Origin of the sequence: Dyadobacter sp. SG02 (assembly GCF_900109045.1) — a bacterium.
Classification (GTDB): domain Bacteria; phylum Bacteroidota; class Bacteroidia; order Cytophagales; family Spirosomataceae; genus Dyadobacter.
In genome coordinates this window covers 37,277-63,059 of the sequence record NZ_FNYL01000018.1, presented here as the reverse complement: position 1 = coordinate 63,059, position 25,783 = coordinate 37,277, and the positions used below count along the sequence as shown (strand labels likewise).

The window sequence follows — 25,783 nt, the reverse complement described above, 5'->3', positions numbered from 1 at the left end:
AAGAAAGGAAAACTTTAAATCGATCCATTCGTGAATTTAAAAATGCCCCAGAGAGTATTTCCTCAGAAGGGAATCTCTCTAAGTGAACTACTCGTATCCGATTGTAGATTACCTACAAATTTGAGAATAAGATCCACTTGGGTTGGGATATCTATATTACTCCACTCAAGTTCACCTATAAGATATTGAAAACGGGGAGCCACACGACCATCTTCATCAACAATCTCCGGATCAAACGCTCCATCACCAAAACGCATTACAATACTCTTGGAGTCCAGAAAAATGTGTGGAGTAACGATAATAGCTTCCATTTCGAATCAGTGTGAAGTTTGTTGATTAATAATTGAAAAAAATAAAAGTCCCAAAAGACTAGCAATCCACGTTTATCTCGTCAATCACAATTGCTAGCCTAAGCCACGGTGGAAATCTCCGTTCCCCCCCTTTTGTTTCACTAGCAAGTCTTATGACAGACGACCGGATGGTTGATTCAGAAAGCCCAGTTATACGTGCAATATCCCTATTCGTCCAGCCGTGGCGTTCCCTCATCTTATTGTATCGCTCGAGCCAGGTGGCCGAGCTATCTTCTAAATTGTTCTTCATTACGTTCACCAAACTTTTACAAATGAAGCCAAATGAATCTTATTCTGTCAATACGTAATTGCAAAAAATTTTCAAAAATTTATACGGATTTGGCATAAAATCGGCATACGTAATTACGTAGGACATGCATACGTACTATACGTAATTATACAAAATTTTATAACAAATCTTTAAATATTTACATCAAGCCTGCTTCGAGTCAAACACTCTCCCAAGGTCAGTCCGGTTCTTTACATCTGCTTTTTGATAGACATTTTGGACGTGGGTCCTTACCGTCCCGAACTCAATTCCGAGCGCCTCAGCTATTTCCCGGTATTTCAAACCATCGATTAGAAGTGTTGCTACTTCCCTTTCGCGTGGAGAAAGCTTTAATGAATCCATTGTCATCTCGCGAGGGGCTTGGATAGAGCGAAAATCGTCACCAGTTGACTCAGGAATTTCATCCGGAATTAAAAATGAGGGGTCAAGATTGATATCAGTTCCGGCAAAGGACATTTCCTGAAGGGTCCGATATTCCTCACGAGATTGGCGAATAGAGTTTCGAATAAATAAAATCGAAATAAATATAAATCCCCCATTTGTCAGCAATACCTCCTTGACCTGGGAAATCCGGAAATAGGCGCAAAAAGCTAATGAAGCATATGGAATGACTGCGAGGAAAACAGCAATCAACTCAAAATATTCTCGACGTTCTATTTGGCCCCTAAGCCTTTTCTTAATACCGGCTAAAATAACATAACCTAATATCAAGCCATACATTGATGGAATAGCTAATCCAACATTGATGGATGTATCAATATTCCGAGTCGCAAAAAAAGTAACTGCAAATAAAAAAAAGAACGGAATATGTAGAAATAAAAAGATTCCCTTGGTAGCATGCCATCTCAAATTAACGATACCATATGCTTTATAAAAATAGAACGGGAAGTATGAAGCCATCATAAATCCCGCTCCGTATGTTAAAATATACTGATCAATTAGCGGTATGAAATCAATTCTTGGATCAGGAAAAAGACCAGAAGCGGTGTTTTTCGTTATTAACAGAACCAAAAGAATCAAATAATAAACTCGTTGCTTCTCCTGCGGACGAGACAAATACAAAAGAAATTGATAGCCAAACATTACTGTTTCAAAAACTATAAACAGCAACGTCAGCACGTGCATGTCTGTATTACCAATCAACATCAGCCTTATTCTTGATCAAATACAATTTATATCCAAAATCCATAACTTTATATGTTTCAAACCCCACTCTTTCGTAAAATGGCAGGTTCTGCTCAGTGGAAGTTTCCAAATATATTGGTCGCCCAAGTTGCTTGGCATCTTGTTTAATTTGATCCATGAACTGGCTTCCAATTCCTTGTCCTTGAAGCTTCTTCGTTACGGCCAAAAACCATAAGTAGTAAATATCCACTCCCGTCGGATAATTTTCCGAGATAGCCTTTTCCCGATTCATAGCTTTGGAAATATTCCCTACACCAATACCATTTAGAACAAGAGCAGCTTCCCAAAGAATGCCCCGCAACGTGGTTTTCTTTCGTTCCGGAAAACTAACTAACGCCACCGCCGAATTGCTATCATCTATCAGGATCTTCCCAGACGAAGAGCAGACGTTGAAGGAATACTCCATAAGCGCTCGTATTCTATCGATGCGATTTTTGTCGTTTGGTATTAAATAGTTTACGCTTTTGTTTTCCAAAAAGGAGCCAAGTAAAATATTGACTACCAACTCCTTATCATTAATACCAGCAATTCTCATAAGTTTGAGTTAAATTTATTTCTAAAAACAGCTTGAAAGTTAATCATCTAAACAGATTAATCAACAAAACTATAAAGGCCAGTTTTGGCATTCTACAACCAACCACTAGAAATGTTTTAATTTCGTAGAAAATATTCTAAAACACCTCTAACCTTCGATTTAACATCGCTGGCTTCGATAAGTTGCTGTTGTAAAACACCATTCGTTGTGGCAAGATTATCTCTCTCCTGTTTAATTCTATAAAATTGTTCGACAGCAAATCGTACTGCACTAGCTGTTGTTCTAAATCCATATTCCACAATTATTTTATTAAGCGATTCTTCAAATTCAGGGTAGTCCCTTGTCTTTTTCAGCGAAATACTTTTTCGATCAGCCATTAGAAATGATGTTGAGATTGAATAATCCGGTCTGTCACCCGGGCCAAGCGCCATTGGCGCTTTAAAAATAATGAAGATGTTGTCATATGACAACATCTTCATTATTTTAGTCCGATAAATTTTAAAATTTAGCTCTTTTCGAATATGAATTCCAGCTTTTCCGTTTCAAGGTTGAATCTAATGGGAGCCTCGAATTCCTTTCCTGTTTTAGAGGACGTAAATTTTAACGGAGAAGTTCTCCCCTTCTTAATCATTGCCGTTATCTGGCTGAAGGAAAGCTTTCTCCCAGCAAACTCATTCCAAATTTTAAAGCTGCAACCAGACTTCCAATCGCTACATCCAAAGAACTTATCCTTCTCCAAAATAGTACCCTTTTTACATTTAGGACATGTAATAGCGTTACTTTCCCTCACCACAGACATGGTATGCTCCCTTTCATCAATTGTATGCAATACTATCGCAGATTGAGCAGTCAACGTCGTTATTTCATTAAGAAAATTCCTTTGACTGTATTGACCAGTGGAAATTGCCTGAAGCTTTTCTTCAAAAATTGCGGTCAATTCGATACTTCCGATTTTTGTATCCTTAGTTAGCAAGTATAAAGTCTGGCCGGCGCGTGTTGGCACTAGCTTCTTTCCCTGGCGTTCAATATAGCTTCGATGTATCAAAACCTCTATTATTCCTGCACGGGTGGCTGGGGTGCCGATACCAAACCTTCTGTCAGTATCTGGAAGATCCATTTGATCGCTTGCATGCTCCATCGCCTTCAAAAGAGTAGCCTCAGTGAAAATTGCTGGTGGGGCAGTTAAGCCCTTATGACATTCCTTACTTACTACGGAGCAGTCCGAGTGATGCGGAACATTAGGGAGTCGTATGAATTCGTCTTCAACCTGATCGTCATCATCAGGCGACTTTCCATCACTCAAAACCAAAGAAATTTTTTTCCAACCAAGGTCAATTGGAACTTTACCAATAGCTTTGAATGGTCCAAAAATTAAGGTTGTCTTTTCGTCATAGCAAGGCTTTGCAAATGCCTGCAGGAAGCGCTCAACGACAGACTTAAAAATTCTGCCCTCATCCCCTTCCAAATTAGCAACAATGCCGGTGGGGATGATTGCATGGTGGTCAGTCACTTTTTCATCATCAAACGGAGCCGGGTTAATTGCGGATATATCAATTGCGCCAGGCTCAACCATGGCCATAAATTTCTGGATTGATCTTTCTACATCACCGCGCATATCAACCGACAGGTAATTGGAATCAGTTCGCGGGTATGTCACCAATTTTGCCTCATAAAGCTTTTGTAAGAGATCCAAAGTCTTTTGCGCCGAAAAACCGAAGCATTTATTCAGATGTTGCTGTAAGTGCGTCAGATTAAACAGCTTGGGGGGATTTGTCGTAACTCTCTCTATGCGCTTATCAGTACAGCGAAGTGTGGCCCCGACCTTTGAGAGAACTTCATTAGCAGCTTGGGGCGCTGGAAATTGAGATTCATATTTTACAATGAAATCCTTGCTATCGTAATTCAAAGTCACTAACGGAACAAAGAACGGGGATTTTTGAAAGTTCTTATTTTCAGTGAAGCGTTTACAGATCAGGTTAAGGGTTGGCGTCTGAACTCTACCGATCGAAACGATTCGTATGCTTTCATTGGCGAATTTTACCGTGTAAAGCCGTGTAAGGTTTATACCCAGTATCCAGTCCGCCTCTGAGCGAGCTTTGGCCGCGAAATATAGATCGTCATAGTCAGAGCCGCTTTTCAAGTTTAGGAATCCCTTTTCAAGTGCTTCACTTGTCAGAGAAGAAACCCACAGCCTTCTAAATGGTTTCTTCGATCCAGATAGAGAATATATATAACGAAAAATTAGCTCGCCCTCCTGCCCGGCATCCGTAGCAACAATAATTTCAGTAGCATTGTCAAAAAGTCGCTTAACCGTAAAGTATTGCTTCTTTACATCATCTCTCGCTATAACAAGCCGAAAAGGTTCCGGTATATAAGGAAGCGAGGACTGTGTATCTTTCCAATCTTTGCTCTCAAAGCCAGGATAGCTATTGAGATCCTCTAATCTCACAAGGTGACCAATTGCCCAGGTTACTTGAAATCCGTTTCCTTCTAGGTAACCATCTTGTTTTGATGTTGCACCTAAGAAATTCGCAAGCTCCCTGGCAACAGATGGCTTTTCTGCTATTACAACTTTCATGATAGTTTTTGTTTGTTTGAAGGTTTAGTTTGCTCGCTTTTTGTCTGCTCATGTTTCGAGATAGTCTGCTCGCTATTAAAGCGAAGCGGACTTGTTGAATCGAAAGCTTTGCCGACGCGCTCTTTCAACTCGTTGTTGAAATCCTTTTGGGCAATGGTCGGACGAGCCACAATAAAACGGTCGCTTTTGTTAAGATCATTGGCTAGCGCGACAACACCTTCGAGCACGTTTGCTAGTTGCTTCGTTTCATTACTAAGTTTGATCTTGAATGAATTTGAAACAATGCTCTCGCTCGGCTGTTTCGGATTAACCGAAACCACTTGCTCGGGAGTTGCCTCGACTTTTAAAGCCTGGGCACCAATCTGGTTGCTATTTTGATCAGCCAGAAAACCTGATACTCGATTAGAAAAGGCACTATTTGTCGCTTCCAACAGCTTCTCAGACAACTTTTCAGTAGGAACAGTCCCTTCAAATCGAAGTGTCAGAAGATTGTACCCTACTCTCTGGCCGTCTTTGTCAGTGCTTTGAATAAACGCTAGGTCGGGTTTAAGCATGGACTTTTGATCAAGGGCAACAGTGTTTACCGAAAATCTAATTCCTGGATTATCAGCATCATTCGCCAGAACTACCTTTGCCTCTGGGTTTTTTCCTATGATTGACGAAATGTGGGACTGTTGAAGTTTCGAAGGATTCCCCGCGGCTGATATGTATAGCCGATTCTCACCAGAGATGGGTGGATTCAGTTGATGGAACGATAATGCATCAATTGGGCTTTCTGAAAGAATGATTGAAGTGGGATTGACATGCTTGAACTCAGTACCTCTTTCAAAGGCCAAAAATCCTGAGAAATTATTGTGTACAAACCCAGCCTTTGTAAGAAACCCTTGTGTACCCTTGGGAAAATCAATTATCCCATTGTTTGAAGATCGAAAACTTGTATCCTTTGTGAGTTCAACCTTCTGATTGCTCATCCAAAGGGCATCTCCTTTTTCCCCCTCCGGAAATGCTTTAAACCCATTAGCGCGGATATCCATTGAAAGCATGTTTCCGGAGCTAGACACCAGCGGAAAGGCCGTGTTTTGAAATGTCTGCTCAGGCTTCTTGGAATTAGTTGTGACAACTGATATGACTTGCGTGGCAAACTCTGGAGCTAATATTGTCGACCTGTCGAGTGCTCTGGATCGTAGGTATTCTAAGTGCCTATCAGTTTTAACAAAGGTCGCTTTATAGTCCTTAATCAACTCACTTTGAATGACCTTCTCGTCATTAAGGTAATTCTTAGAAGGTGTTGGGCGCAATTCAGCAACAGATTGCTTCATTCTTGGATAATCAGGGTTGCCCAACAAGCGATCGATTGTCTCGAATGTCCGTTTCCAATCTCCCTGTTCCATAGTCTTCACAAACTCTATCGAGTCCCCTTTGAAACTACTATTGTTAAGATCTACAAAGCCCTTGTATGGAAGATCTGCTCTATTCATTACAACAATACGCTGCGTTGAATCAGGAACATCGGGTTTGTAGATACGATAAGTTTCATTTCCGTTACCCTTGTTTTTGGATGATGGTGTGTACCCATAGTGACGCAGCACTATTTCGATATCTAAAGCGCCTCTCAGCTCCTTTAAGTCCCTACTAACAGGTTTATATGAATTACTATCGTCCATTTTGTTTCTATTCGGGAATCGCACGTGCTTGGGGCCGGAATTTGCTACATCAAAGGCATCTTCCAAAGTTAATTTACCTTGTTTAATCCAGCTTGGGTCAGGCAATTTAATGTCCTTCACCGGGAAGACCTTACTTGCCTCAAAAAGTACTGAGAGATTATGCTCGACCTTTTCGACATACATAGGACTCGAATCAACTGTGACCTTTGCTGTTTTCTTGTAAAGATCGGCAATTCCGATATGCGGTACCGACTCCACTTGATTTGGATCGTCCCTCCTAATCGCGGGGTGCTCAACTCTATTGCGGTAAAGCTGCTCAAATTCGCCTTCACCGGCCATTTTGAAGCGTATTTGATCCGACTCAAAATTGAACCTGCGTCCTGGATTGGCTTTGAGAGATTCAAACCTCTCCCGGTTTGTTGGGTCAGGATCAATAAGTAAGGTCAACTTAGGGTTTAGCCTCGATTGGTCATAGGCATCTATCGCGAATTCTCCGGCTGCTAAAAACCTAATTCCGTTCCTGTTAAGGTCTTGCAAGGTACTTTGCTGGGTCTCCGAAATTCTATTAAATGCTGTATTCATCTCAGTTGAAGTTCAGGTTGAACGTGATAAAGTCATGCAGCGGTAAAATGCCCTCAGACAAGCTTTCAAGGAAAAAATCGAAAATTAGAACACGTTCGTTCTGTGGGATTGAAAACCACTGCTGATTTGTAAGATTCGATCTAATCTTAGGCATTACAATAATATCTGGTTCACCTTCTTCAATCTGACCCGCCACGCAGGTGGGATCAAGTGCATCTTGGCCCCATTTATCCAGGATATCCTGAAGCAATTGCTTTTTACTGTTCATCTCTCTATGCGGAATCTATCTGTATGGAAGTAATTAGTGCCTTGGAAGCCGCTGCTGCCTAACCTTTCTAGTTTCAGCAGACTCCTTCTCATTTGGCGAGTTAGCTACCGTTCGTGTTGAAGGTGATGATTCGTTACCATCTAGAACCTTCTGCTTGGCTCCCTTATTTACAGAACTGGCTTCCTCTTTGGGCTTTTCCTGAACTTTTCCAAGAAGGATATTTAAAGAAAGAATGGCGTTATAGGGTTCTTTAATTCTACTGTCTTTAAGACCTGAAACCGCTACGGGAAGTCCGTTCGCCAAATTGAGGATTTGTTTATCGTTTAATTTCACGCCCTTGATCTCAAGCGGCAAATCCAACAAGGGAACCTCGTTTCGTCGCCTCAGCTCTCCCCCATTTCTAGTTTTCACAGATGCTTCAAGATTTACATAGGCGGCCGTGGCTATATCATTCTTGAACTGATCCTTTTTTTCCTCGGGAACAATTCTATACCAGGCATCAAGCTGTCTTAAAGCTTTTACAAGGTCATTATTTCCTGAATGAAGCCGAAGCTCGTCTTGCTCTTCAGGACGAAGCGTGGTGTTAGTTGCCCTTCTAAATGCGGCTGTCACTGTTGATTCAGTTACATTCAGATTGAACCTGAATTTTCTTTCCTCTTGATCAGGCATGGTCAATCTAATTTGTGAGTTTAAGGCATTTTGCGCCGAATAGCCCAATGAAACAACAGGCACCAAGGAATCAATTCTGCGATCGAGTGAAATTAAGCCAGTGCCAAAATTTCGAACTGGACGGCCTTCCCTATCGAGCGAGACACGCTGATATTGTACGCTTTCTCCCTGCAACATTCTTTGCATATAAGTCTTATCTGATAATATTTGCAAGGCAACCTGGTCGTTTTCGAGGTCCTTGAACGCGCATGAGAAATCAAGGCCTTTATGGGTTCTTTGGAGCTCTGCTATCATCTGAGAGTTCTTTGTGATTTCCTCTTGAACAGCTTGCTGCAGTGCAACATCGGATTGAAGGGCGGACATTTGTTGAATTATCTTCGAATCGTTTGAAGCAGCCCCGCGATCGGGATGTAGACTTTCGGCTTCCTCCCCTGAAATAATTTTGCTTTCCATGTGAATGCATAATGTTAATTTATAATTTTATAAAATTATAAATTTTATATCAATATGCAAAACACAATAAAACTCATTATTGCGATAACGGTTTCAACTCTTTACTTAACCGATTACACCTTTGCTGAGACAAGGAAGCATGTATGTGAACCTGATTCGGGTCGCCATGGAATGGCAAACAGAATTGACCTGATGGAAATCATTGAATCTATGAATGAAAAAAGCATTGAAGAAAATTATAGGCTAATTGCAAAGATCGATTCCACTGTTCTCCGCGGGATACCATCAATAAGCCCGATTTCTCCGACCTCCAAACCCTATTTCACAAGCCTATTTGGACAGCGCGTACACCCAATTACTGGTAAACGAAAACAGCACTACGGTATTGATATTGCTTCCGAATTGTCCTTCCAGTACGTGCACTCCACAGCTGATGGAGTGGTCACTAATGTTTCCTTCTCAAATTCCGCTGGCATTTTTCTACAAATTGATCATATAGCTGGGTATTCAACAACCTACATGCACTTAGCCGGTGTAGACGTGAGCATTGGAGAAAGAGTAATAATTGGTCAAACTATTGGATGGATGGGGGCATCTGGGCGGGTGACAGCAAAGCACGTTCACTATGAAATAAAGAAAAAGGGCAAGGTCTTAAATCCCCTGCCCTATCTCGATCTCTATTATCGATGTAACCAAACTAATCTTTCTGAGAAAGCACACTGATCTTATAATTTCCAGAATTCTTCCTCTCTATAATGGCGTACGCAATCTTTATCAATTTCTCCGAATAGAATAATTTCTCGAAATCGAAGCCGTTCCTTTCCAAAATTCGCTTGAAAGTGATATAGGTCTTATACGTTCCATTTCCAGACAATAGTGCTCTATACTGCTGATATGTAAGGCCATAAGGTTCCAAAATCCTCGGAGATGGTCGCTTACTCTGCTCCTGAAATTCTTGTTCCGACATCTTCCCATTCTTCATCATGTCTGCTACAAGAGCTTGCATGCATACTGATATAAGCTGGTGATTAAAGTGGGACAAGGCCTCAGGGTCATCGAAGATTTGATCTAGCATAGAATGAATATGCTCGTTCTGCGTCATGGTAACTTTTCGAAATTCGTTAAGAAAGAGTTCTAACTCTTCCAGGTGCTTTTCACTAGTTGTTTTGTCTTTGTTTTCGAAATTACGCATAAAACGTCTATCAATTTATACAAATGGTAATTTTTAATTTCTAGAAATGGTATTTGCCGCATTAATATCTATATTTCACCGAAGTCACGCTAAAATGCGGTAAACGCTATTGAGCAGGTAGATTTCCATGTTCATGCTCAAATTGAATCAAATCAATCACATCCCGTTTGATTCTTTTATAATTGTCTCTCAAAATCCGCTTCTTCCACTGCTCCTTTTCCGAATCATTGTATAATGACGATGGATACATTTTGCTTACGAGTTTCGAGATATTTACTATTGCTGGTGGTGTTTTTACCTGCTTCTTCATTCCCTCTTGATCCACTACAAAAAATGACTTAAATGACTTTAAGTCAAACTCTTCACCGAAATTGTCGGAAAACTGGCCTACAAATTCACCCTGTTTTAATGTGCTAATTTTAGAAGCGGGAATGCTATCGTGTAAAGATGTTGAAAGCGACACCGTTGTGTCTTCCCGCCCAAATGAGATGTTCTCATTCTCCTGCTGTGTCTTACCAAAGCGCTTCGATAGCTTCTCAGCACTTTCGAAAACCAGTTGACCTGAAAATACATTTCCCACCGTATTAGAAATTACCCTAGCCTCGTCTTGTCCATAATCCCTGGTCAATTGCTCGAAATCCTGAAAACCTAACCATGTGGCAACCTTATTGCTTCTGGCAGTGGCAATCAGTTGGTCGATACCCTTAACAAACATCGTTGGTAGTTCATCCCAGAACAACGCAGACTTTAACTTTTCCTGCTTATTAATAATTTTTATCATTCTAGATGTGTACAGGGAGAACACCGCCGCATAAATCTTTGCCCTTTCTGGATTATTTCCTGTACATAGTATCTTCGGATCTCTCGGATTGTTGATATCTAGCGAAAAGTCGTTCCCCGACATTACCCAATAGATAATTTCGGAACTCAACTTGGCAATTGGAATTCGAACACTTGCGAGCTGCCCTTCCAACTGATCTGCTGCACCAGCCTTGGCCGCACTCGCAAATGGTCTAATGAATACCTCAAGGGACTCATACTTGGCCATGATTTTGAACATCGTATCAATGTCCTCTTGGCAGGCAAATTCTATCACATGTGGAAATGTGCAAACACCTGCAAAACGGCGATAGGTAGAAATCTTATTTCGATCTGGGTTGGCACTTCTTTGCTCGGCTTCCAACAGGTCGTTGTACTTCTCAGAAACTAATTTCATAAACCATATACAAGAAGCTAGAAAGTTTATTGCAGACTCAACGAAGAAGTCTCCCTGTTTTTTTACCCACTCCCTGTTCAGATTTAACATGATCGTAGTTGCATTCTCAAATGCGTCGATTGTGTCGGTTATTGTTTCAGGTAAGAGGGGATTACATCTATGGCTAAACTCCAGGTCGTCGAAATTGATTACAAAGAACTTCGGTATTATGTTCTTCCCATTTTTATCTTTTCCCCAGGCCCCAGGATTTTGGTTAATAGTTTTCAAATAGGCATTGTATGCTTCCAATGTCAGTGTTGGGTACTTAAAATCATAAACATAGGCCGTATAACCCTTCCAAAGGCTTTGCCATATCGCTGGATTTAACACGGCGAAGCTCTTCCCTGACCCAGGAGTACCTAACACCATATTCGCACGAAATGGGTTGATGACATTCACCCAGCCAGTCCTCCACTTCTTCTGGTAGTAGTATTTAGTTTTAAAGTGAACAGAATATTCATTCTTTTTATACTGTTCGTTTTGCGGAAACGTCTCATTTTCAGTATTGAATATATCATTTGTGTTTCGAAAATACATAATCCGAGAAGCTTGCTGTCCAGCCTTAACCAGCCAAAGGATCGAGAGATTCGAGACGAAAATATAGATAAGACTAATGGCCACGCTGGGCAAGAATGTTATATAAAGAACTCCTATGCTTCCGAAGAATCCAACAAGACCAAGTAACCCCCACATATATACGTCCTTGACTTTGATATTGGGGTCAATTCGTCCGCGAGATCCAATAGAGTATAGTATCAAGAGGAAGAAGACGATAACCTTCGTGTAAATCGGTGAAGAAAAAATACCATGCTTATCCTGAATACGAAGGAGCACTTTGGAAATCATCAATTGGGGATCGAATCGACCAAGTGAAGGTACAAAGTCAAAAAGGTGAAAATTGAACCAAAAATGGTGTAAAAGCACCATTAGCAAGGTCAGAATAAATAGTGTGTCAACCCCCTTTACTCTCCCCTCCTTCTCCGAATTACTAGTCATGTTGTCAAAATTATGGTTATAGATTTTGCAATCTATAAATTTTTAAATTTAATAATTAACTTACCAACAAAAACGAATTATAATGAAGAGAGAAAAGAGAGTGACAGCCGTATGCCTCGCAGCCGCGGTTTCGATTGGTTTGTTCAATCAATCATTTGCACAAAACACTAAGGATCAAGTAGCGACTGTTAGAGAAATTGAGCGTAAGAAGCTCAACCTGGTTGTGCCCCAATCCTTCAACTACAAAAGCCACTCGATGTCATTAAACAACTTTGATGAAGACACAGCGGTCATTGAACCCGTGATTCCTGCTTCGTTTGCAAGTGAAGTTGTAATCTCCATTCATGATCAAATTCGTCGGGAAAAACAGAATTCAGATGAAGATATCATGAGACGCCAGAAAGAGATGGTAGAAGGCATTAAAAGAAGAAAGTAGCAAAGTGACACGGTGTCACTTTGCTACGGGCCGTTCGAACAGAGTGGCCCTTTTTTACCAAAGGAAAGTCGGCTAGCAAAGTGACAGCGTGTCACTTTGCTAGCGCATCTATTATTTAACTTAAAAAAACTCAGCGACATCAGTGAAATAAAAAATCTTGGTCCATAAAAGGAACGAAAGCCTGCGAACAGCCACCTAATCGGAAGAAAGCATAAAGAAAAGCCCTCAGTTAAATCTCAACCAAGGGCTCAGGAGACCTGATTAACTTAAAAAAACTCAGAAAATGAGATTCTGCAATGCGATAAAAGCACCTAACAGAAAGGATAGAAACCCGACTAAACTAACCAACCTAAATTGGAGATTATTGAGAAAAGGCTTTCGTTCATGCCTTTTTATCATCTTATAACAAAGTGCGCCGATCAACAGCGCTAAAATCATTGTCAGTATTTGAGCTATTTGACTTGGCATACCTTATTTATCTTTAACATAATAAGTTTCAGATCCACTAACGTACAGGCTATCTCCTTTGTGTTGTATTCGTCCACCGAGGGCGTGATCCTGAATAAAGGCGCCATCCTTAAAAGTAAGACCAATTTGTTCGTTCTTATATCTCATAAACAGCTTATTAGATTCCTCAAAAAAGAAAATTTTGTTCTTTTGGTATGGCGACGCCGGTCGCCACTCCCCTATCAAAATTTTCCTTTCGGTTGCCTCCTGGTCACTTGACTTTGAGCAGGAAGTTGAACCACCTAACAGCCATAAAGCGGCCAATAGGTGGATTCTCGCTGTTATAGATACCATATTCATTTGTTTTATATCTTTTTGCTGAGCAAGGAAATAATATGCATTGCCTTTTCCAAGACACCTTTATCCATCAAATCTCCTTCACTTACCAAGGCTTTCAACTCGGTGATCAAATCGTCTGAGTTCGCTGACTCCAATACAACGTTATCTAACAAATCGTCTAATAGGCGATTACTCTCATCTGAAAATCCAAAGTAATTTTCTCCAATATTGTTACTCCCCGAATTATCATCTTGGTTCGAAATCAGTTTCTTCTCCAATGTGTCATTGTCAGAAGACTGAGTTTTTTTAACTTTATTAACCTCGTCCCTTTCTGCTTCGGCTATGATCTGAGTCAAGCGCTCTTTGCCGATGTTATCTTCACTCACGGAGGCAAGAGCTTGAATCTGCTTCCTGGATACCTTAGACTTTCCAGCAAGGACTTCGGATTTTGTTTCTCTGTCAAGTTTGTCAATTCCTTCGGCAAATTCGGCGTCCCTCTTTATAGTGCGTGAGCTCACACCATATTCCGTTGCAAGGGCTTCCGCGACATTTGCTCGATCTACCCCTATTGCATTTTCCACACCTCCTGGATCTTTCTTATCGTGATTATACCGAAGGCCTCTTAAATAAGATACTTGCTCAGCATTCAGATTTCTCCTTCCTAGCTGATAATTTATCATATAGTCCTTGACTTCTAATAACGACTTGAATGTATCCATAACACTCACGCGAAAGTCGAGATCCTTTGCTTTTGCAACGGCGTATCTATTATGTCCATCAACAAGGATGTGTACAAGGTCGTGCTGATTCCTACTTTCAAAAATCTTTAAATCGTCCGAACCTGGGGCTAATCCCTCCTGAACTACCTGGACTGTTGTTTCCCAAACTGTTATAGCATCTCTAATACCGTTCTTAACAAGATTCTCTTCTAGTTGTGAAAATTCTTCACTAACAAGTGGCGGGATTAAATGCTTCAGATCATCGATGACAATCAACGTCTCCTTAATGTGTTGCTCCGCAGATAGACCATTTGCGGGTCTATTGTTCTTTATTTCTGTAATTTGAGCCATAAAATCTTTCTTTCCCATGATCTTACAATTGTCCGTTAATTTTATAATTGTATTACAACGATAGCAACTCCCTGGCGATTTTCAAGTATTGATCCGCAGGTTTTGATTCGGGGTCATAAACAAACAAATCTTGACGAGCGACTTGACTTTGCTTTATTATAGTCGACATTTCTATCATCGTCTTGAAGATTCTGTAAGATTTAAATGTCTCTGATATATGAGTCATCATCTGTTTATGGACATTTTGATTCTTTTGAACCAGAGTAAAAACTATTCCCGAAACAGTCAAAGATGAATTTGAATAGTCGCGAATTTGCTTAATCCGCTCCATTAAGTTTTCCACACCAAAATAAGCGCTGGCCTCGGGTTGAATTGGAATGATACAACTATCACTCGCAACTAGACAGTTGGTGGTCAAAATATTCGTTGCAGGAGGGCAATCCAAAAGGATGAAGTCAAAGTCACCCTTCAACGGAGAAAGTGCTGTTGCAAGTCTCCTGTCGCCCCCGACACTGTTTATCAACTCCGATTCCTTTGCGCTCATCCTAATGTCCGATGGAGACACAAATAAGTTACTTTCAATCTCAACAAGAGGCAGCGGCTTATTCTTATCTAGCAAGGTATCTATTACCTGCTTGTCGGGAACGTCGACGTTGAAACATTGACTTAAGTTTCCCTGAGTGTCCATGTCGACTAAAAGAACCCGATAGCCTTCCACAACCAATGCTTTTCCCAGGTTGATTGTGGTAGTCGTTTTCCCGACACCACCTTTGTTGTTCACGATACTAATAACTTTTGCTTTTGATTCAGTCGAAAAGCCATACTTACGCAATGCAGCCACTAGTCCTGGAACGTGTTTGCTAGGTATTTCTGTACCATTTGAGATAGCCTTGTTGATGGTGCGGGCCGGTATACCGGCCTCGCGTTCAGCAGCAGAAATTGACAGCGAGCTTCCTTCCAGAAAATTGATAATTTTTTGTGATAGCGTCATTTGTATAATTTTTTATCCTTGTCAAATATAAAAAGATAAAATATTATACCAAAAATTTTTGTATATTTTTAGCAAAGTGACACGGTGTCACTTTGCCTACCTACGACTTTTTAAAGCATATTCAACGCTATCGGCGCACTAAATGAAGACAGGATTTCTCCACCGGAATATTCGACAAACCCAGCAAAGTGACACGGTGTCACTTTGCTATAAACGAGGCTTCTTGGATTTTGCGCTTTTTTTCTTTTTTCCTTCTCGCTTTAATTCTTCAATACCTTTCTGCCCAAATGGATTATTGTAACCAGCTGCATTTCGAGCAATTTCAGCTTCGACTCTCGCAACCGATTTAGCAGCATCAGCTTCCACTTTCCCGGCATTATAGCTCGTTAGCAAATCATTGAGACCACGAGCAATCTTATTAATATCTGCATTTGCGGTCACTTCCTTCTCAGGCCCCTTTGCCAGCTCCCTACTGTTAAGTCGAGTAGGGGAGGCCATAGATTCCGTCCATTTCTCGGCCCCAATATTCTTGGATACATTATAAAACCCATATGAAGCCCCCAACTCTAGTCCCGTTACATACTTTAAAGCATTAGCCTTTCCGGAGAAAGATTTCGAAAATGCAATTGACTTTTTTTCTTGTCCCTGTTTGTTTTTGTATTCCCGAAAATGCACCCCGTAACCATCTCCCTTCATAAGAGATACAAACATATTTAGGTCACTTGCACCAATTGAGTTTTTTGCAATCTTTGACTTCAAGAGCTCACGCTCAGGCATCCTCTCTTCATTCGATCCTGTATCGCCCGCCCCAGATTTAGCTCTCTCAATCAACTTTTGCAGACCATTTAATGAATAGTTCCTGCCCAGTTCAGAACCCTTTATAGAGGTTCCGGATGCTTTGTGAACGAATGAGATTCCTCGCCCTTCATAGCTCTTCCAGCCTTTCTGAAGAAGCGCATGGCGTAGCTCCCTTGTGCTGCTAACTTCTACAAGTAGCTTATCTATTTGCTGCCGTAGCTGAACATGCAGCTTATTCTCGGATGTAACGCCCTTACCGTCGATCTTCAACGAATCCATTTGTTTTGTTTTTTGAAGACCGAACTTCTGTTCTACGTATCTACAAAACTTGCCTGTTTCGTAAAAGTTATTACTGTCGCGATAGGAATTGACTCCGTCAATATCTACTCTATTGGCAACAATATGAATATGCTCGTGCTTTTTGTCGCTGTGCTTATATACGACCATTTGATTATTATTGAGTCCAAACCAATTGGAAAACTCAATGCAGATTTTTTCCAAAGTTTCATTATCCAGCTTTTCACCAGGAGGAAACGACAGAGATTGATGCAAAACAGGGTTTTGCACCTTACTCATTCCTAACTTCAGCGGTTCGTGAAACTCGGAAACCAACTCGTCGACAGGACATTCAATAGGACTTTCCGCCAAAAGAATACTATCGAGGTTTTGGGAGTAAATAAATTCACCTCTAATTTCATTCTCCTTTTTTGTACCACGTTCTCCTAGGATGTTATACTGAATACATCCCTTGAACCCTTTCCCAAAATTAGCCACGTTACCGATCATACAAATCAATTATTATCACTAAGCAAAGCGACACGGTGTCACTTTGCTTAGCGTTCAAATTTCCTAATTAAAGGTTCCAGTGATTGGACAATTTCCCGTATGCCGGTACGAAGTAGCTCAAAGTCCCCAAAACCATCTTCCACATAGTCAACTGCTTGCAATAGTCCGCTAAGGCGCTCAACTAAAGATGGGGCAACTTCCATCAATTCAACGGAGTGATCTACCGACTTTTTTGCAGTCGCAGCTATTGATCTGATCAGAGAAGAAGTTTTTCTAAACTCATCGCTAACCGCTATGTCTCCCTTAGTTTTAAGGGCAATCAGGTTTATACTACCGGTAAGCTTTAAAAGATTACGGATCTCGTTCCTAACCTCTGGATCAATTTCACGAGGAACCACAAATGTTTTATTAACGAGAAGCTTCCTTCTAAGAAAAGTGCCAAAATGCTCAGCTGGCCCTGTATGTTGTTGACGCAACATCAGTAACTCCTCATCAGTAAGGTAAATCAAATTTAGCTTCTTTCGGCGTTCGGACTCCACCAGTTTCGGCCTGCCCCGGCCACGCTTATTCTTATTATTTACGTCCGATCCCTCAGCAAGTACAGCTGAAGACGCGCGTGAACTATCAGTCTTGGTCGTCCGCATGAGCACTGAATTCGAATCATCCATGATAATGTTCTCTTTTTGAAAATCATGAGCTTCCAGCGAATGAACTCGCTGGAAGGGCAAGCGTTTTACATTATCGGAAAATCAGAATGATTTTTACGGTACTGTAAAACATAGCTTGCTACAAAAATAAAATAACTACAAAAATAAAATAAAAGTTAGAGACTTTAAAATCTACAATACCTGAGAATTCAGCCCAAAGAAGCCACCTGGTGATGCTCTCCCAACTATCAAAAGCAAATAAACATATACAAAACCGATAAGAAACACATCGGAATCACATAACGAACAGATAATGGGGGACAGAAATGAAAAAGTTCTTTGAAAAATCAAATTTAGGCATTCGAAAACTGCTATCTGAACAGATAACGAACACATCAAGAACAGATACATTACATATCCGCGACATAACGAAGACATATAACTTACAAATACCATTTGGCAACCCTTCTGCGAACAGCCAAAACGGAAAAATTGACAAACTGAACTTGCATTTACATTTTAAAATACCATACTTTGAATTATAGTTTTTAAAATTTCATAATTCAACAAGAAGGATGGTTGCATTGGGAAAGGAAGTACTTAAAGAAGTTCTTAAAATCGACTTCGCTGCTAATCGCCGATCGGGCAAGTACTTACTATTGTACAATATCTATTCTGAGATAATTGAGGGTTATCCGGCCCATCAGGCTGCCCAAATAATCTCAATGGATCTGGGTTTGGAAATAAAAAACTACACGATTAGAAGAGCTAAAAATGCCGCTGAAAAACAAGCTTGCATAGCTCTTGCTAACCAAATTAAGAAGTCGAATCTCCCAATCCAACAAGAGAAACCCCAACCGCATTCAAATGCAATTGACGATGTATTGAACAACTACAGGCCGGTAGGGATGGAAGAGAAAAAAAACAGCAACATCATTTTTCACAATAAATTAAGTACTAACCAATGAAAACATTTCACTTCATCGTTCAGTCCAAAGGTGGGGTAGGTAAGAGCTTTTTAACTTATCTCTTGGCTACAAAGTACACTGAGCAGGAGGATATGCTGTTTTGTGACGCTGACAGTTCCACCCAGACAAGCACAAAACAACTGAAGTTCCTTGCGGGTAATCGTTTAGCGAATATCAACCTACTCGATGAACGCAAAAAAATCGCCCGAGATAAGATTTTTGAAATTCTACAGGAGCTAAATGAGATGCCATATTCAAAGATCGTAATCGACTTTGGTGCACCTGAGTCAGAACAGTTACCTGCCCTGGTGAGCGTAGATTTTACCCCCGAAGACCTAAGGGAATTTGCTCAGTTTCTTGAAGCAAATTTCATATTAAATGTGGTGATCGCCGGTGGTACGGCGTTTGCTTCATCAGCTCAATATCTCGTGTCGATCGTAAAAGCCTTCAAAGATCTCTTCACAATCAAAGTTTGGGTAAACGAATCCACTTTCGAAGGGTTCCAAAACCAAAAAGCAGATATCAAAGGTCTCGCTGCAAAACTTAAACTCGAAGTTGGTGAGTTCGGTGACCTTAGTCAGAATGTAATCAAGACCGCAATCGTATCCAACATTGAACAGGGTGGGGGATTAAATGAGCTGTCAAATTTTATGGCTAGGAAGAAACTTGAACGAGAAATCCTAAACTTGGAAATATGAGCGATATCGACAAAGATCAGCTCACGAGAATCATCGGTAGGTTCTCAGGTAAATACGGCTTACAAATGGATGAGTTGACAGCGACAATTCTATGCGAGGTCGAAGAAACGGGTGCAGGAATAGCAAAGACAAAGGATCTGCAAATTGATAAGCTGCTTAAATCCTATCAGCCGTTTCATACAAACGATTACCGAGCAGCCTTCGCATACAGCTTTGGTAAAACGGTATGGTTGATCTTACTCGCTATGTCTATACTCATCGCTGTCTCACTCCATCACGTTAGGGAAACTACCCGAAGCGAATACCGCGAAGCAGCTCAAATTTTAAGCAGATATCCAAACGTCGTTGAACTGGAACCCGTCTTAAAGAATGCAAAAATAGTGGCAAATGATGATGGCACCTTTCTCCAATTTAACCGACCAGATAAAGGGAAGATGATTCTCGGGAGGTCGTTTGTCGTAGAAGACAAGACGAACGTGTTGATCCCCCTGCGATTCAAATAACAATCATTTACCGCGATTGACTCGCAATCAAACTTAAACATTTTAGAAATGACAACATTAACTTTTGTCCTGACAACCCCGATGTACATTCTGGGGTGTATGGTTGTCTTCATCATCTGGGTAGTGGCATATATAAGTGTTAACAGCGCCAGCTTCAAATCTGAAAAAGCCGCCAGACCAGAAGACGAATTTGATTCGCTAGGTGCATCGTCGAAATCAACAATCAGCGAGGCCGAACTTCAAAGAATTGCTCTGTCAAATGAAGCACAACTTACCGACAATGATTACCACAACCAGGAGCAATTTGAATTCACCTACAACGGTTCGGTTCAAGATTTCGGCGAAGACGAAAAAAAAAACTTGATACAATAACTGAACGGACCGCGACGGACCAAGGCGAAAATTCTAATACACACCGGTCGCATGATGACAATGAGGATGATGACGATGGTTTCGCCGCGATCATATACGAGCAACCATATTTAAACCGCGAGGACAGAGATGTAGCGGTCTTATCAAATGCAGACTTAGCCGAATTGGCGGCGATTGCAAACCAATTATCCAGAGAAGATAATGGCGAGTTAATGTCCGAAATGATTACAAAATGTAATGAGATTGACCGAAAGATTGAGCTAGACAGCCAAGCTGGAATCGACAGAGAAACTTCCCTGAAAAACTTGACCAAAAACGAAGCAAATGCCTACACCCTGTTCAGGATGTACAGCGAAGAGTATTAGTGACCTGCAGTATAAACCAAATTTCAATTCAATTTCAACCAAAAACAAGTAAACATGATTACCAAAAAATCCAAATTTTTCGCTGCCGCTGCCGTAGCCGGATTGTTTCTATTTGCACCAGCTGTATCCTTTGCACAAAATGCTGGCATTCAAGCCGGAGCAACGGCGATCGAGCAAGCCACAACAGACTTGCAAGCTTACTTTGAGCCTGTAACAAGGTTGATCTACATCATTGCTGCTATTGTCGGCCTTTGGGGAGGGTTCAAGATCTATTCGAAATGGCAGGCTGGTGATCAGGATGTACAAAAGACGGCTGTGGGCTGGGTTGGTTCACTCCTTTTCCTTTTGGCCGTTGCTGCGGTACTCCAGGCTGTGTTCTTCACCTAGCGGGACTTGAGGAGCGGTGTTCCGCTCCTCATTAAACCTATATAAGCATGATCACGATCTTATTACAACAGAAATTTCTCGGCTCAGGCCAGGGAATGGTGAATGGAAGTATAGTTGACGAGTACTTTACGACACCCTTGGTCCAGAACCTGGACACTATCTCAAACTTTGTATTCTCTGTAATTGCAATTGCAGCCTTAGTAGGAGCACTAAAAGTTTATAAAAAAATTCAAGCTGGTGATGACGATTCATCGACCGTAGCTTTTCGATGGGGAGCAGCGATCATTGTATCAATTGTAATGTGGGTTGGGATCGAAACAATCGCAAAAAATCAGTCGCAGTTGCAAGGGCAAACCATAGAATTTAGCATTAATTAAACGCTTCTAGCCATGACTCTTTCAGGGACGTATATAACACTCCGTTTGTTAATGTTAACCCTCATTGCTGTATGCTCCCTTATCGCAGGCATGAGAATCTATCAGTCTGTCCAGCGCGGGGATGAGTTCGAAGCGCCCGCAATACGCTGGGGCCTGGGATTAGTTTTAACTGTGGTGTTCTTCTACGCAGTAGATACGTTTATTTACAATTCATCAGATATCTCAAACGCTGGCGCGATTCACTTTACAGGCTTTACATATGCTGGTGAAGCATATCAAGCAGCGATGGTATTCGGATTAGTTATTGCAATCACAGGAATATTTAAAGTGTATCGAAAATTCCGAGACGGCGACGATGATGTTTACGACTTCATGCTTAAATGGTTCGGTTCACTTATGTTCCTATTCATGATGGGGTGGATAATTGACACTGTCTTAGGTGGCTAATCATTAACAGATAGGAAAATGAAACAACATAACATATACCGGGGCATAGACAACGATATTGAATTTAAAGGACTTAGAGGAAAGTACTTCTACTACGCTATTGGTGCTGCGGTGGGCATTATTTTCCTTACGTTTCTGCTTTATTTGATCGGTCTACCCACCTTGTTTGCCCTAGCCTTTTTGGCAATCGGCTTGATCGCTACATACATCGCTTCCTACCGGTACAATACAATCTATGGCAAGTGGGGAGCAGACAAACTTCCTGTCACTAGTATGCAGCCGAAATATATCGTTAGGAGGGATTCATACAATCAACTGATTCAAAACGTAACAAAAGATGGCAAAATCAAAAAACTATAAGGACATATTCCCTATCCTCGCAATAGACAAGGATAGCAATGCCATTGTCTCTGCCAACGGCGATCTAACAATCGGACTTGAAGTTACCCTACCGGAGATATTTACCCTTTCGGATGGTGACTATGACAATATTAGCGAGACGCTAGTCAACAGTATAAAGGCGTTACCGGTTGGCTACGTTTTTCACAAACAAGATTGGTATGTCGAAGAAAAGTTTGCTCCGAACCTTGAACACAATTTGTATAGCTCTGACTTAGCAAGAGAAAATGAGCTGCATTTCAATGAACGTCCATATCTACGGCATAAATGCTACATCTACATAACTGTGCCCGCCGCAGATGTGGAAAAACGCACTTCACTGAAAAGCTCACTTTTAAAAAGACACCTTGTTCCAGTCAAGCAACTAGAGATGAGCAGGTTGCAGTCGTTCGTAGAAACTGTAAACAAATTTGTCTATTTGCTTGCTTCTCTTCAAAAAATAGGTATCAAAACTCTGAAGAGAGAAGATCTGCTTGGAACCAAAAACAAAACTGGAATTTACCAACAATATGGTACTCTCTCCTTTGACGACCCAACAATAAATGAAATTGAAACGTCAAATGATGGATTTTTGCAGATAGGTCACAAAAACACTTACACGCTCACTATCTCTGAACTTGCTGATTTCCCAACAACACTAACAAATAGCGTAATCTATCAACCATACTCCTCGGACAAATACAAATTGAGGGTATCGACTGGGTCCGCGATCGGGTTAGGTTTGAACTTTAATCACATAGTCAACCAAATAATTGTGATTGGGGACAAAGACAAACTTACAAAAAAGCTAGTTGCAGAAAACAAGCGACATTTGTCTTTTGCTCAGTGGTCGTCAGAAAACCAAGCATCAATTGAGTATAAAAGCGCGTATCTCGGCGATATGTCAATGAAAGGACGTGTGCCAGTCTCGGGCCATGTTAACGTCCTTGTTTGGGATGAAGACAAAAACATTGCAATGAATAACAGAGCTACATGCCTAGCGGCAATAGCTGGAATGGACTTTGTACCTCGTGAGGCTAAAAGCGATGCTGCCGCCATTTACTGGAGTTGCATACCAGGGAACGTTGCCGAAATCGGTAAAGACAATCTATTCACTGCGTTTATCGATGAAGTTACAGATCTACTTGCAATAGAGACAAATTATAAAGACGACAGCATTAGCAACGCCGGCATAAGACTAACCGATCGATTCGGGAGACCAGTTATGGTTGACTTGTTTTTCAAACCAAGAGAGTTAAACCAGATATCGAATCGAAACATCTTCGCCGTAGGGCCCTCAGGTTCAGGGAAATCGTTTTTTACCAATAACATGGTCTATTACATGCTCTCAGGTGGTATGCATGTAAGCATCGTGGACGTTGGCCACTCGTATCGCCGTCTATGTGACTTGATGGGAGGGCGTTATATAACCTACGAGATGGACAATCCAATCCATTTCAATCCATTTTACTTCAAAGACGGAAATCCATCCGAAGAAGAAATGGATTCGATCGCAGAGCTACTAAAAGCCTTGTGGAAGACAGAGGACGACAGAGTGAGCACAGCAGAGATGAGCACGATTACAAACCTGGTATATGAGTACTACTCAGCACTACGGAAAAAGGATGAGCTAACTCGAAGGGGTGAACAAAATGGGAAGAGAATCTTTCCTTGCTTCAATACTTTCTATGAGTTTACAAAGGAAGACTATCCTAAAATCTTTGAAAATCGCGGTGGACGCGAAGAAGTTGAATTTGACTTAACAAACTTCCTTTATGTACTCAGGCCCTACTACAAGGGCGGACAGTATGATTACCTACTAAATAGCCGTGACAACATCGACTTGATGGAATTGCCCTTTGTAGTCTACGAGCTGGATAATATTAAAGATCACCCGGTCCTCTTTCCAGTTACTACAATCATGATTATGAGCAATTATGTTCGTAAGCTGGTGAAGGTAAAAGGGGTATTAAAAGCATTAATCATCGAAGAAGCCTGGAAGGCGTTAACAAAAGATAAGTTTGCGAACTTTCTGAAGTGGGCCGCCAAGACTGTACGAAAGCATATGGGCTCTCTTGCGGTAGTAACACAAGAAGTGGATGATCTCGTTGGATCGAGCATTGTTAAAGATGCGCTAATCAATAACAGCGATATCAAAATTCTTCTTGATCAACGAAACTATGAAAACAGATTCCCAGAAATAGCAGAGCTTTTAGGCTTATCTGAGAAAGAATCCACCATTATCCAAGGTGTTGGCCGGTCTCTCGACCATACGAGGCCACCTTACAGAGAGGTTGCTATTGCGTTGCGCAATAACATAAAGGTATATGGTTTGGAGACTTCCGGCGCTGGTTACGCGGCTTTTACCACTGAACGCAGCGAGGTGGAGAAGATCTATCTACTAGCCGAAGAATCTTACGGTGGCGATAAAAATAAAGCGGTGTTTGCGTGGGGTAGGGGAGAACGACCAAAAGGCACTGTGAAGGCTAGTTAACAAACAGTTAAGCAACAGTTAAACAACATCAATATGAAAACGAAAAAACGCTTGGCTATTTTTTTGATTGCAGTTCTTACGACAGTTGGTACCGTCGGTGTGCGTGCTCAAATGATCACCAACGACCCAATACACACAGTTGTAACAACTCTAATAAAGTTTTTTCAGGAACCTTCTTTTGCCCAGCTGGTGGGAAACGTCAAAAAGCTCGTTCAGATCTCAAAATTCATAAGAGGTGTTGGCCGCGGAGTAGAGCTTGCGAAAGATGCTACCGAAACTCTTAAATTGATAAACAACTACGGAACCGCATTGGCAAAAGACCGTCACTTGCTCACTTCGGAGTACAGTATGATCTCCCAAGATTTCACGGCATTTTCTAAGGAGGTTGCGGCAGTTACCGAAGAAATGGGCGAAGTTGTTCAGAGTGGTAAAGGAAGCACAATGGATGACGGGGCCAGGCTTGCCGGCATTAACAGAGCATCGGAAAAGATTAAGAGCCTCAATTCCGAAATAAGAGCTTACGTCAATCGGATTAGTTACCTCTCGCAACGACGGGCATTCAGTACCGACGATAAAATTGCCACAGCTCGCCTATACCAAATTGCGTCTGATGCTTCTACTCAAGGTGGTGGTGCAATCGATAAATTACTAGAATTTCCTGGATATACATTTTCAAACGAATACGATAACGAAGGTGTTGATTACGAGACTGAAAGAAAAATGGCTCAAGAGGCTGCATTGGTGCAACAAGAGCTTTACAAACAATATCAGTCAATGCTTGAAATGGCTGAGCTGAAGGCAAAATCAGTGGCTGCTGTTGCCATTCCCAAAATGTCTAAGGAAGGGTTCTTCGGGCAAAAAATGAAAGAAGGGATTTGCCCAAATCCTCCAATGCCTCAGGGAGATCAGGGTAAGCACTTCATTCAACAAACAGTACAATTTGACAGCACCTCCGGAGGGACAGTAATGCTTACATACGAAGGAAAAGGTGATGCGGAATTCAACCGAGCTCTCAAGCAATGGGAATATGACATGGAGGAGTTCTGCTCACCGCTTTATGACATTTATGAAAGGCAGATTGACATGGATCGAACGGCCTTTATGAAATCCGAACTAGATCCAAAAAAGATTGAACTGCAGAATTGGCTAAACCAAGAAATGGAAAAAGCCAATAAGGCAATTCAAGAAAAGTATCGTGGCCAAACAAAAACGGTGGCCAACGAGGATACAGAAAAGGAGTACTACGATCAAAAAGAACAATAGC

The 25,783-nt window shown here is 41.2% G+C and carries 25 protein-coding genes; 12 read left to right on the top strand and 13 right to left on the bottom strand.

All coding sequences use genetic code 11. From position 1 onward, the window contains the following. Positions 1–62: 62 nt before the first annotated feature. The 8 genes from BMW93_RS31205 to BMW93_RS31165 form a co-directional block, all read right to left on the bottom strand. Complete coding sequence (locus BMW93_RS31205) at positions 63–311, bottom strand: hypothetical protein (RefSeq protein WP_090385952.1); 249 nt, start codon at positions 309–311, stop codon at positions 63–65. Positions 312–783: 472 nt separating this feature from the next. After that, complete coding sequence (locus tag BMW93_RS31195) at positions 784–1,758, bottom strand: LuxR C-terminal-related transcriptional regulator (protein WP_177194251.1); 975 nt, start codon at positions 1,756–1,758, stop codon at positions 784–786. A 13-nt stretch (positions 1,759–1,771) separates the two neighbouring features. Next, a complete protein-coding gene (locus BMW93_RS31190; RefSeq protein WP_090385943.1) occupies positions 1,772–2,359 on the bottom strand; it encodes a GNAT family N-acetyltransferase in 588 nt (195 codons plus the stop codon). Positions 2,360–2,475: 116 nt separating this feature from the next. Continuing rightward, on the bottom strand, positions 2,476–2,832 hold the full coding sequence (locus tag BMW93_RS31185; protein ID WP_143061751.1) for a hypothetical protein: 357 nt from the start codon (positions 2,830–2,832) through the stop codon (positions 2,476–2,478). A 32-nt stretch (positions 2,833–2,864) separates the two neighbouring features. Then, complete coding sequence (locus tag BMW93_RS31180) at positions 2,865–4,937, bottom strand: type IA DNA topoisomerase (protein ID WP_090385938.1); 2,073 nt, start codon at positions 4,935–4,937, stop codon at positions 2,865–2,867. Then, positions 4,934–7,183, bottom strand: a complete 2,250-nt coding sequence (locus tag BMW93_RS31175) for a toprim domain-containing protein (protein ID WP_090385936.1) — start codon at positions 7,181–7,183, stop codon at positions 4,934–4,936. Before BMW93_RS31175 ends, BMW93_RS31180 begins: the two co-directional genes overlap by 4 nt. Before the next feature lies 1 nt (position 7,184). After that, on the bottom strand, positions 7,185–7,451 hold the full coding sequence (locus tag BMW93_RS31170; protein WP_090385933.1) for a hypothetical protein: 267 nt from the start codon (positions 7,449–7,451) through the stop codon (positions 7,185–7,187). Between the two features lie 33 nt (positions 7,452–7,484). Next, positions 7,485–8,573: a DUF3945 domain-containing protein gene (locus BMW93_RS31165; RefSeq protein WP_090385931.1), complete on the bottom strand. Its 1,089-nt coding sequence runs from the start codon at positions 8,571–8,573 to the stop codon at positions 7,485–7,487. Positions 8,574–8,627: 54 nt separating this feature from the next. On the opposite strand from BMW93_RS31165, the gene BMW93_RS31160 reads away from it, so the two are divergent. After that, positions 8,628–9,296: a M23 family metallopeptidase gene (locus BMW93_RS31160; protein WP_090385928.1), complete on the top strand. Its 669-nt coding sequence runs from the start codon at positions 8,628–8,630 to the stop codon at positions 9,294–9,296. 575 nt (positions 9,297–9,871) lie between these two features. Here BMW93_RS31160 and BMW93_RS31150 read toward each other — a convergent pair. Continuing rightward, positions 9,872–12,016 (bottom strand): YWFCY domain-containing protein, encoded by a 2,145-nt coding sequence (locus tag BMW93_RS31150; protein ID WP_090385923.1) that lies wholly within the window; start codon positions 12,014–12,016, stop codon positions 9,872–9,874. A gap of 82 nt (positions 12,017–12,098) precedes the next feature. On the opposite strand from BMW93_RS31150, the gene BMW93_RS31145 reads away from it, so the two are divergent. Beyond that, positions 12,099–12,452, top strand: a complete 354-nt coding sequence (locus BMW93_RS31145) for a hypothetical protein (RefSeq protein ID WP_090385920.1) — start codon at positions 12,099–12,101, stop codon at positions 12,450–12,452. Between the two features lie 812 nt (positions 12,453–13,264). Here the strand turns inward: BMW93_RS31145 and BMW93_RS31130 are convergent. The 4 genes from BMW93_RS31130 to BMW93_RS31115 all read right to left on the bottom strand — a co-directional run bounded on the left by BMW93_RS31130 (position 13,265) and on the right by BMW93_RS31115 (position 17,611). After that, entirely contained in the window at positions 13,265–14,326 is a 1,062-nt protein-coding gene (locus BMW93_RS31130; RefSeq protein ID WP_090385911.1) for a hypothetical protein, read from the bottom strand. A 34-nt stretch (positions 14,327–14,360) separates the two neighbouring features. Then, a complete protein-coding gene (locus BMW93_RS31125) occupies positions 14,361–15,299 on the bottom strand; it encodes a ParA family protein (protein WP_090385906.1) in 939 nt (312 codons plus the stop codon). 207 nt (positions 15,300–15,506) lie between these two features. Continuing rightward, positions 15,507–16,883: a relaxase/mobilization nuclease domain-containing protein gene (locus BMW93_RS31120; RefSeq protein WP_090385902.1), complete on the bottom strand. Its 1,377-nt coding sequence runs from the start codon at positions 16,881–16,883 to the stop codon at positions 15,507–15,509. Between the two features lie 47 nt (positions 16,884–16,930). After that, positions 16,931–17,611 carry a hypothetical protein gene (locus tag BMW93_RS31115; RefSeq protein ID WP_218147755.1) on the bottom strand — a complete coding sequence of 227 codons (681 nt, stop codon included), beginning with the start codon at positions 17,609–17,611 and terminating at the stop codon, positions 16,931–16,933. A gap of 494 nt (positions 17,612–18,105) precedes the next feature. On the opposite strand from BMW93_RS31115, the gene BMW93_RS31110 reads away from it, so the two are divergent. From BMW93_RS31110 to BMW93_RS31060, 10 genes are all read left to right on the top strand, one after another. Next, positions 18,106–18,498 (top strand): hypothetical protein, encoded by a 393-nt coding sequence (locus tag BMW93_RS31110; protein ID WP_090385896.1) that lies wholly within the window; start codon positions 18,106–18,108, stop codon positions 18,496–18,498. Next, entirely contained in the window at positions 18,495–19,196 is a 702-nt protein-coding gene (locus BMW93_RS31105; RefSeq protein WP_090385893.1) for a hypothetical protein, read from the top strand. Before BMW93_RS31110 ends, BMW93_RS31105 begins: the two co-directional genes overlap by 4 nt. Continuing rightward, a complete protein-coding gene (locus BMW93_RS31100) occupies positions 19,193–19,699 on the top strand; it encodes a hypothetical protein (RefSeq protein ID WP_090385890.1) in 507 nt (168 codons plus the stop codon). The genes BMW93_RS31105 and BMW93_RS31100 overlap by 4 nt, the downstream gene beginning before the upstream one ends. Before the next feature lie 48 nt (positions 19,700–19,747). Further along, entirely contained in the window at positions 19,748–20,071 is a 324-nt protein-coding gene (locus BMW93_RS31095) for a hypothetical protein (protein ID WP_143061750.1), read from the top strand. A 419-nt stretch (positions 20,072–20,490) separates the two neighbouring features. Next, entirely contained in the window at positions 20,491–20,823 is a 333-nt protein-coding gene (locus tag BMW93_RS31085) for a DUF4134 domain-containing protein (RefSeq protein ID WP_090385880.1), read from the top strand. A 47-nt stretch (positions 20,824–20,870) separates the two neighbouring features. Continuing rightward, positions 20,871–21,200, top strand: coding sequence for a DUF4134 family protein (locus tag BMW93_RS31080; protein ID WP_090385877.1), 330 nt, complete (start codon positions 20,871–20,873; stop codon positions 21,198–21,200). A 51-nt stretch (positions 21,201–21,251) separates the two neighbouring features. Next, entirely contained in the window at positions 21,252–21,647 is a 396-nt protein-coding gene (locus tag BMW93_RS31075) for a DUF4134 family protein (RefSeq protein WP_177194250.1), read from the top strand. Between the two features lie 18 nt (positions 21,648–21,665). Further along, the gene (locus tag BMW93_RS31070; protein ID WP_090385868.1) at positions 21,666–22,007 is read left to right on the top strand and encodes a DUF4133 domain-containing protein; all 342 of its coding nucleotides are present in this window, start codon (positions 21,666–21,668) and stop codon (positions 22,005–22,007) included. Further along, positions 21,985–24,519: a TraG family conjugative transposon ATPase gene (locus BMW93_RS31065; protein ID WP_090385865.1), complete on the top strand. Its 2,535-nt coding sequence runs from the start codon at positions 21,985–21,987 to the stop codon at positions 24,517–24,519. Before BMW93_RS31070 ends, BMW93_RS31065 begins: the two co-directional genes overlap by 23 nt. A 33-nt stretch (positions 24,520–24,552) precedes the next feature. After that, complete coding sequence (locus BMW93_RS31060; protein WP_090385862.1) at positions 24,553–25,782, top strand: hypothetical protein; 1,230 nt, start codon at positions 24,553–24,555, stop codon at positions 25,780–25,782. Position 25,783 lies beyond the last annotated feature (1 nt).

Excerpts from the sequence above, each read along its gene's own strand:
- BMW93_RS31205 (WP_090385952.1), bottom strand. The coding sequence starts at position 311 with ATGGAAGCTATTATCGTTACTCCACACATTTTTCTGGACTCCAAGAGT.
- BMW93_RS31190 (WP_090385943.1), bottom strand. The coding sequence starts at position 2,359 with ATGAGAATTGCTGGTATTAATGATAAGGAGTTGGTAGTCAATATTTTA.
- BMW93_RS31185 (WP_143061751.1), bottom strand. The coding sequence starts at position 2,832 with ATGTTGTCATATGACAACATCTTCATTATTTTTAAAGCGCCAATGGCG.
- BMW93_RS31180 (WP_090385938.1), bottom strand. The coding sequence starts at position 4,937 with ATGAAAGTTGTAATAGCAGAAAAGCCATCTGTTGCCAGGGAGCTTGCG.
- BMW93_RS31175 (WP_090385936.1), bottom strand. The coding sequence starts at position 7,183 with ATGAATACAGCATTTAATAGAATTTCGGAGACCCAGCAAAGTACCTTG.
- BMW93_RS31170 (WP_090385933.1), bottom strand. The coding sequence starts at position 7,451 with ATGAACAGTAAAAAGCAATTGCTTCAGGATATCCTGGATAAATGGGGC.
- BMW93_RS31165 (WP_090385931.1), bottom strand. The coding sequence starts at position 8,573 with ATGGAAAGCAAAATTATTTCAGGGGAGGAAGCCGAAAGTCTACATCCC.
- BMW93_RS31160 (WP_090385928.1), top strand. The coding sequence starts at position 8,628 with ATGCAAAACACAATAAAACTCATTATTGCGATAACGGTTTCAACTCTT.
- BMW93_RS31150 (WP_090385923.1), bottom strand. The coding sequence starts at position 12,016 with ATGACTAGTAATTCGGAGAAGGAGGGGAGAGTAAAGGGGGTTGACACA.
- BMW93_RS31145 (WP_090385920.1), top strand. The coding sequence starts at position 12,099 with ATGAAGAGAGAAAAGAGAGTGACAGCCGTATGCCTCGCAGCCGCGGTT.
- BMW93_RS31130 (WP_090385911.1), bottom strand. The coding sequence starts at position 14,326 with ATGGGAAAGAAAGATTTTATGGCTCAAATTACAGAAATAAAGAACAAT.
- BMW93_RS31125 (WP_090385906.1), bottom strand. The coding sequence starts at position 15,299 with ATGACGCTATCACAAAAAATTATCAATTTTCTGGAAGGAAGCTCGCTG.
- BMW93_RS31120 (WP_090385902.1), bottom strand. The coding sequence starts at position 16,883 with ATGATCGGTAACGTGGCTAATTTTGGGAAAGGGTTCAAGGGATGTATT.
- BMW93_RS31110 (WP_090385896.1), top strand. The coding sequence starts at position 18,106 with ATGGTTGCATTGGGAAAGGAAGTACTTAAAGAAGTTCTTAAAATCGAC.
- BMW93_RS31105 (WP_090385893.1), top strand. The coding sequence starts at position 18,495 with ATGAAAACATTTCACTTCATCGTTCAGTCCAAAGGTGGGGTAGGTAAG.
- BMW93_RS31100 (WP_090385890.1), top strand. The coding sequence starts at position 19,193 with ATGAGCGATATCGACAAAGATCAGCTCACGAGAATCATCGGTAGGTTC.
- BMW93_RS31095 (WP_143061750.1), top strand. The coding sequence starts at position 19,748 with ATGACAACATTAACTTTTGTCCTGACAACCCCGATGTACATTCTGGGG.
- BMW93_RS31085 (WP_090385880.1), top strand. The coding sequence starts at position 20,491 with ATGATTACCAAAAAATCCAAATTTTTCGCTGCCGCTGCCGTAGCCGGA.
- BMW93_RS31080 (WP_090385877.1), top strand. The coding sequence starts at position 20,871 with ATGATCACGATCTTATTACAACAGAAATTTCTCGGCTCAGGCCAGGGA.
- BMW93_RS31075 (WP_177194250.1), top strand. The coding sequence starts at position 21,252 with ATGTTAACCCTCATTGCTGTATGCTCCCTTATCGCAGGCATGAGAATC.
- BMW93_RS31070 (WP_090385868.1), top strand. The coding sequence starts at position 21,666 with ATGAAACAACATAACATATACCGGGGCATAGACAACGATATTGAATTT.
- BMW93_RS31065 (WP_090385865.1), top strand. The coding sequence starts at position 21,985 with ATGGCAAAATCAAAAAACTATAAGGACATATTCCCTATCCTCGCAATA.
- BMW93_RS31060 (WP_090385862.1), top strand. The coding sequence starts at position 24,553 with ATGAAAACGAAAAAACGCTTGGCTATTTTTTTGATTGCAGTTCTTACG.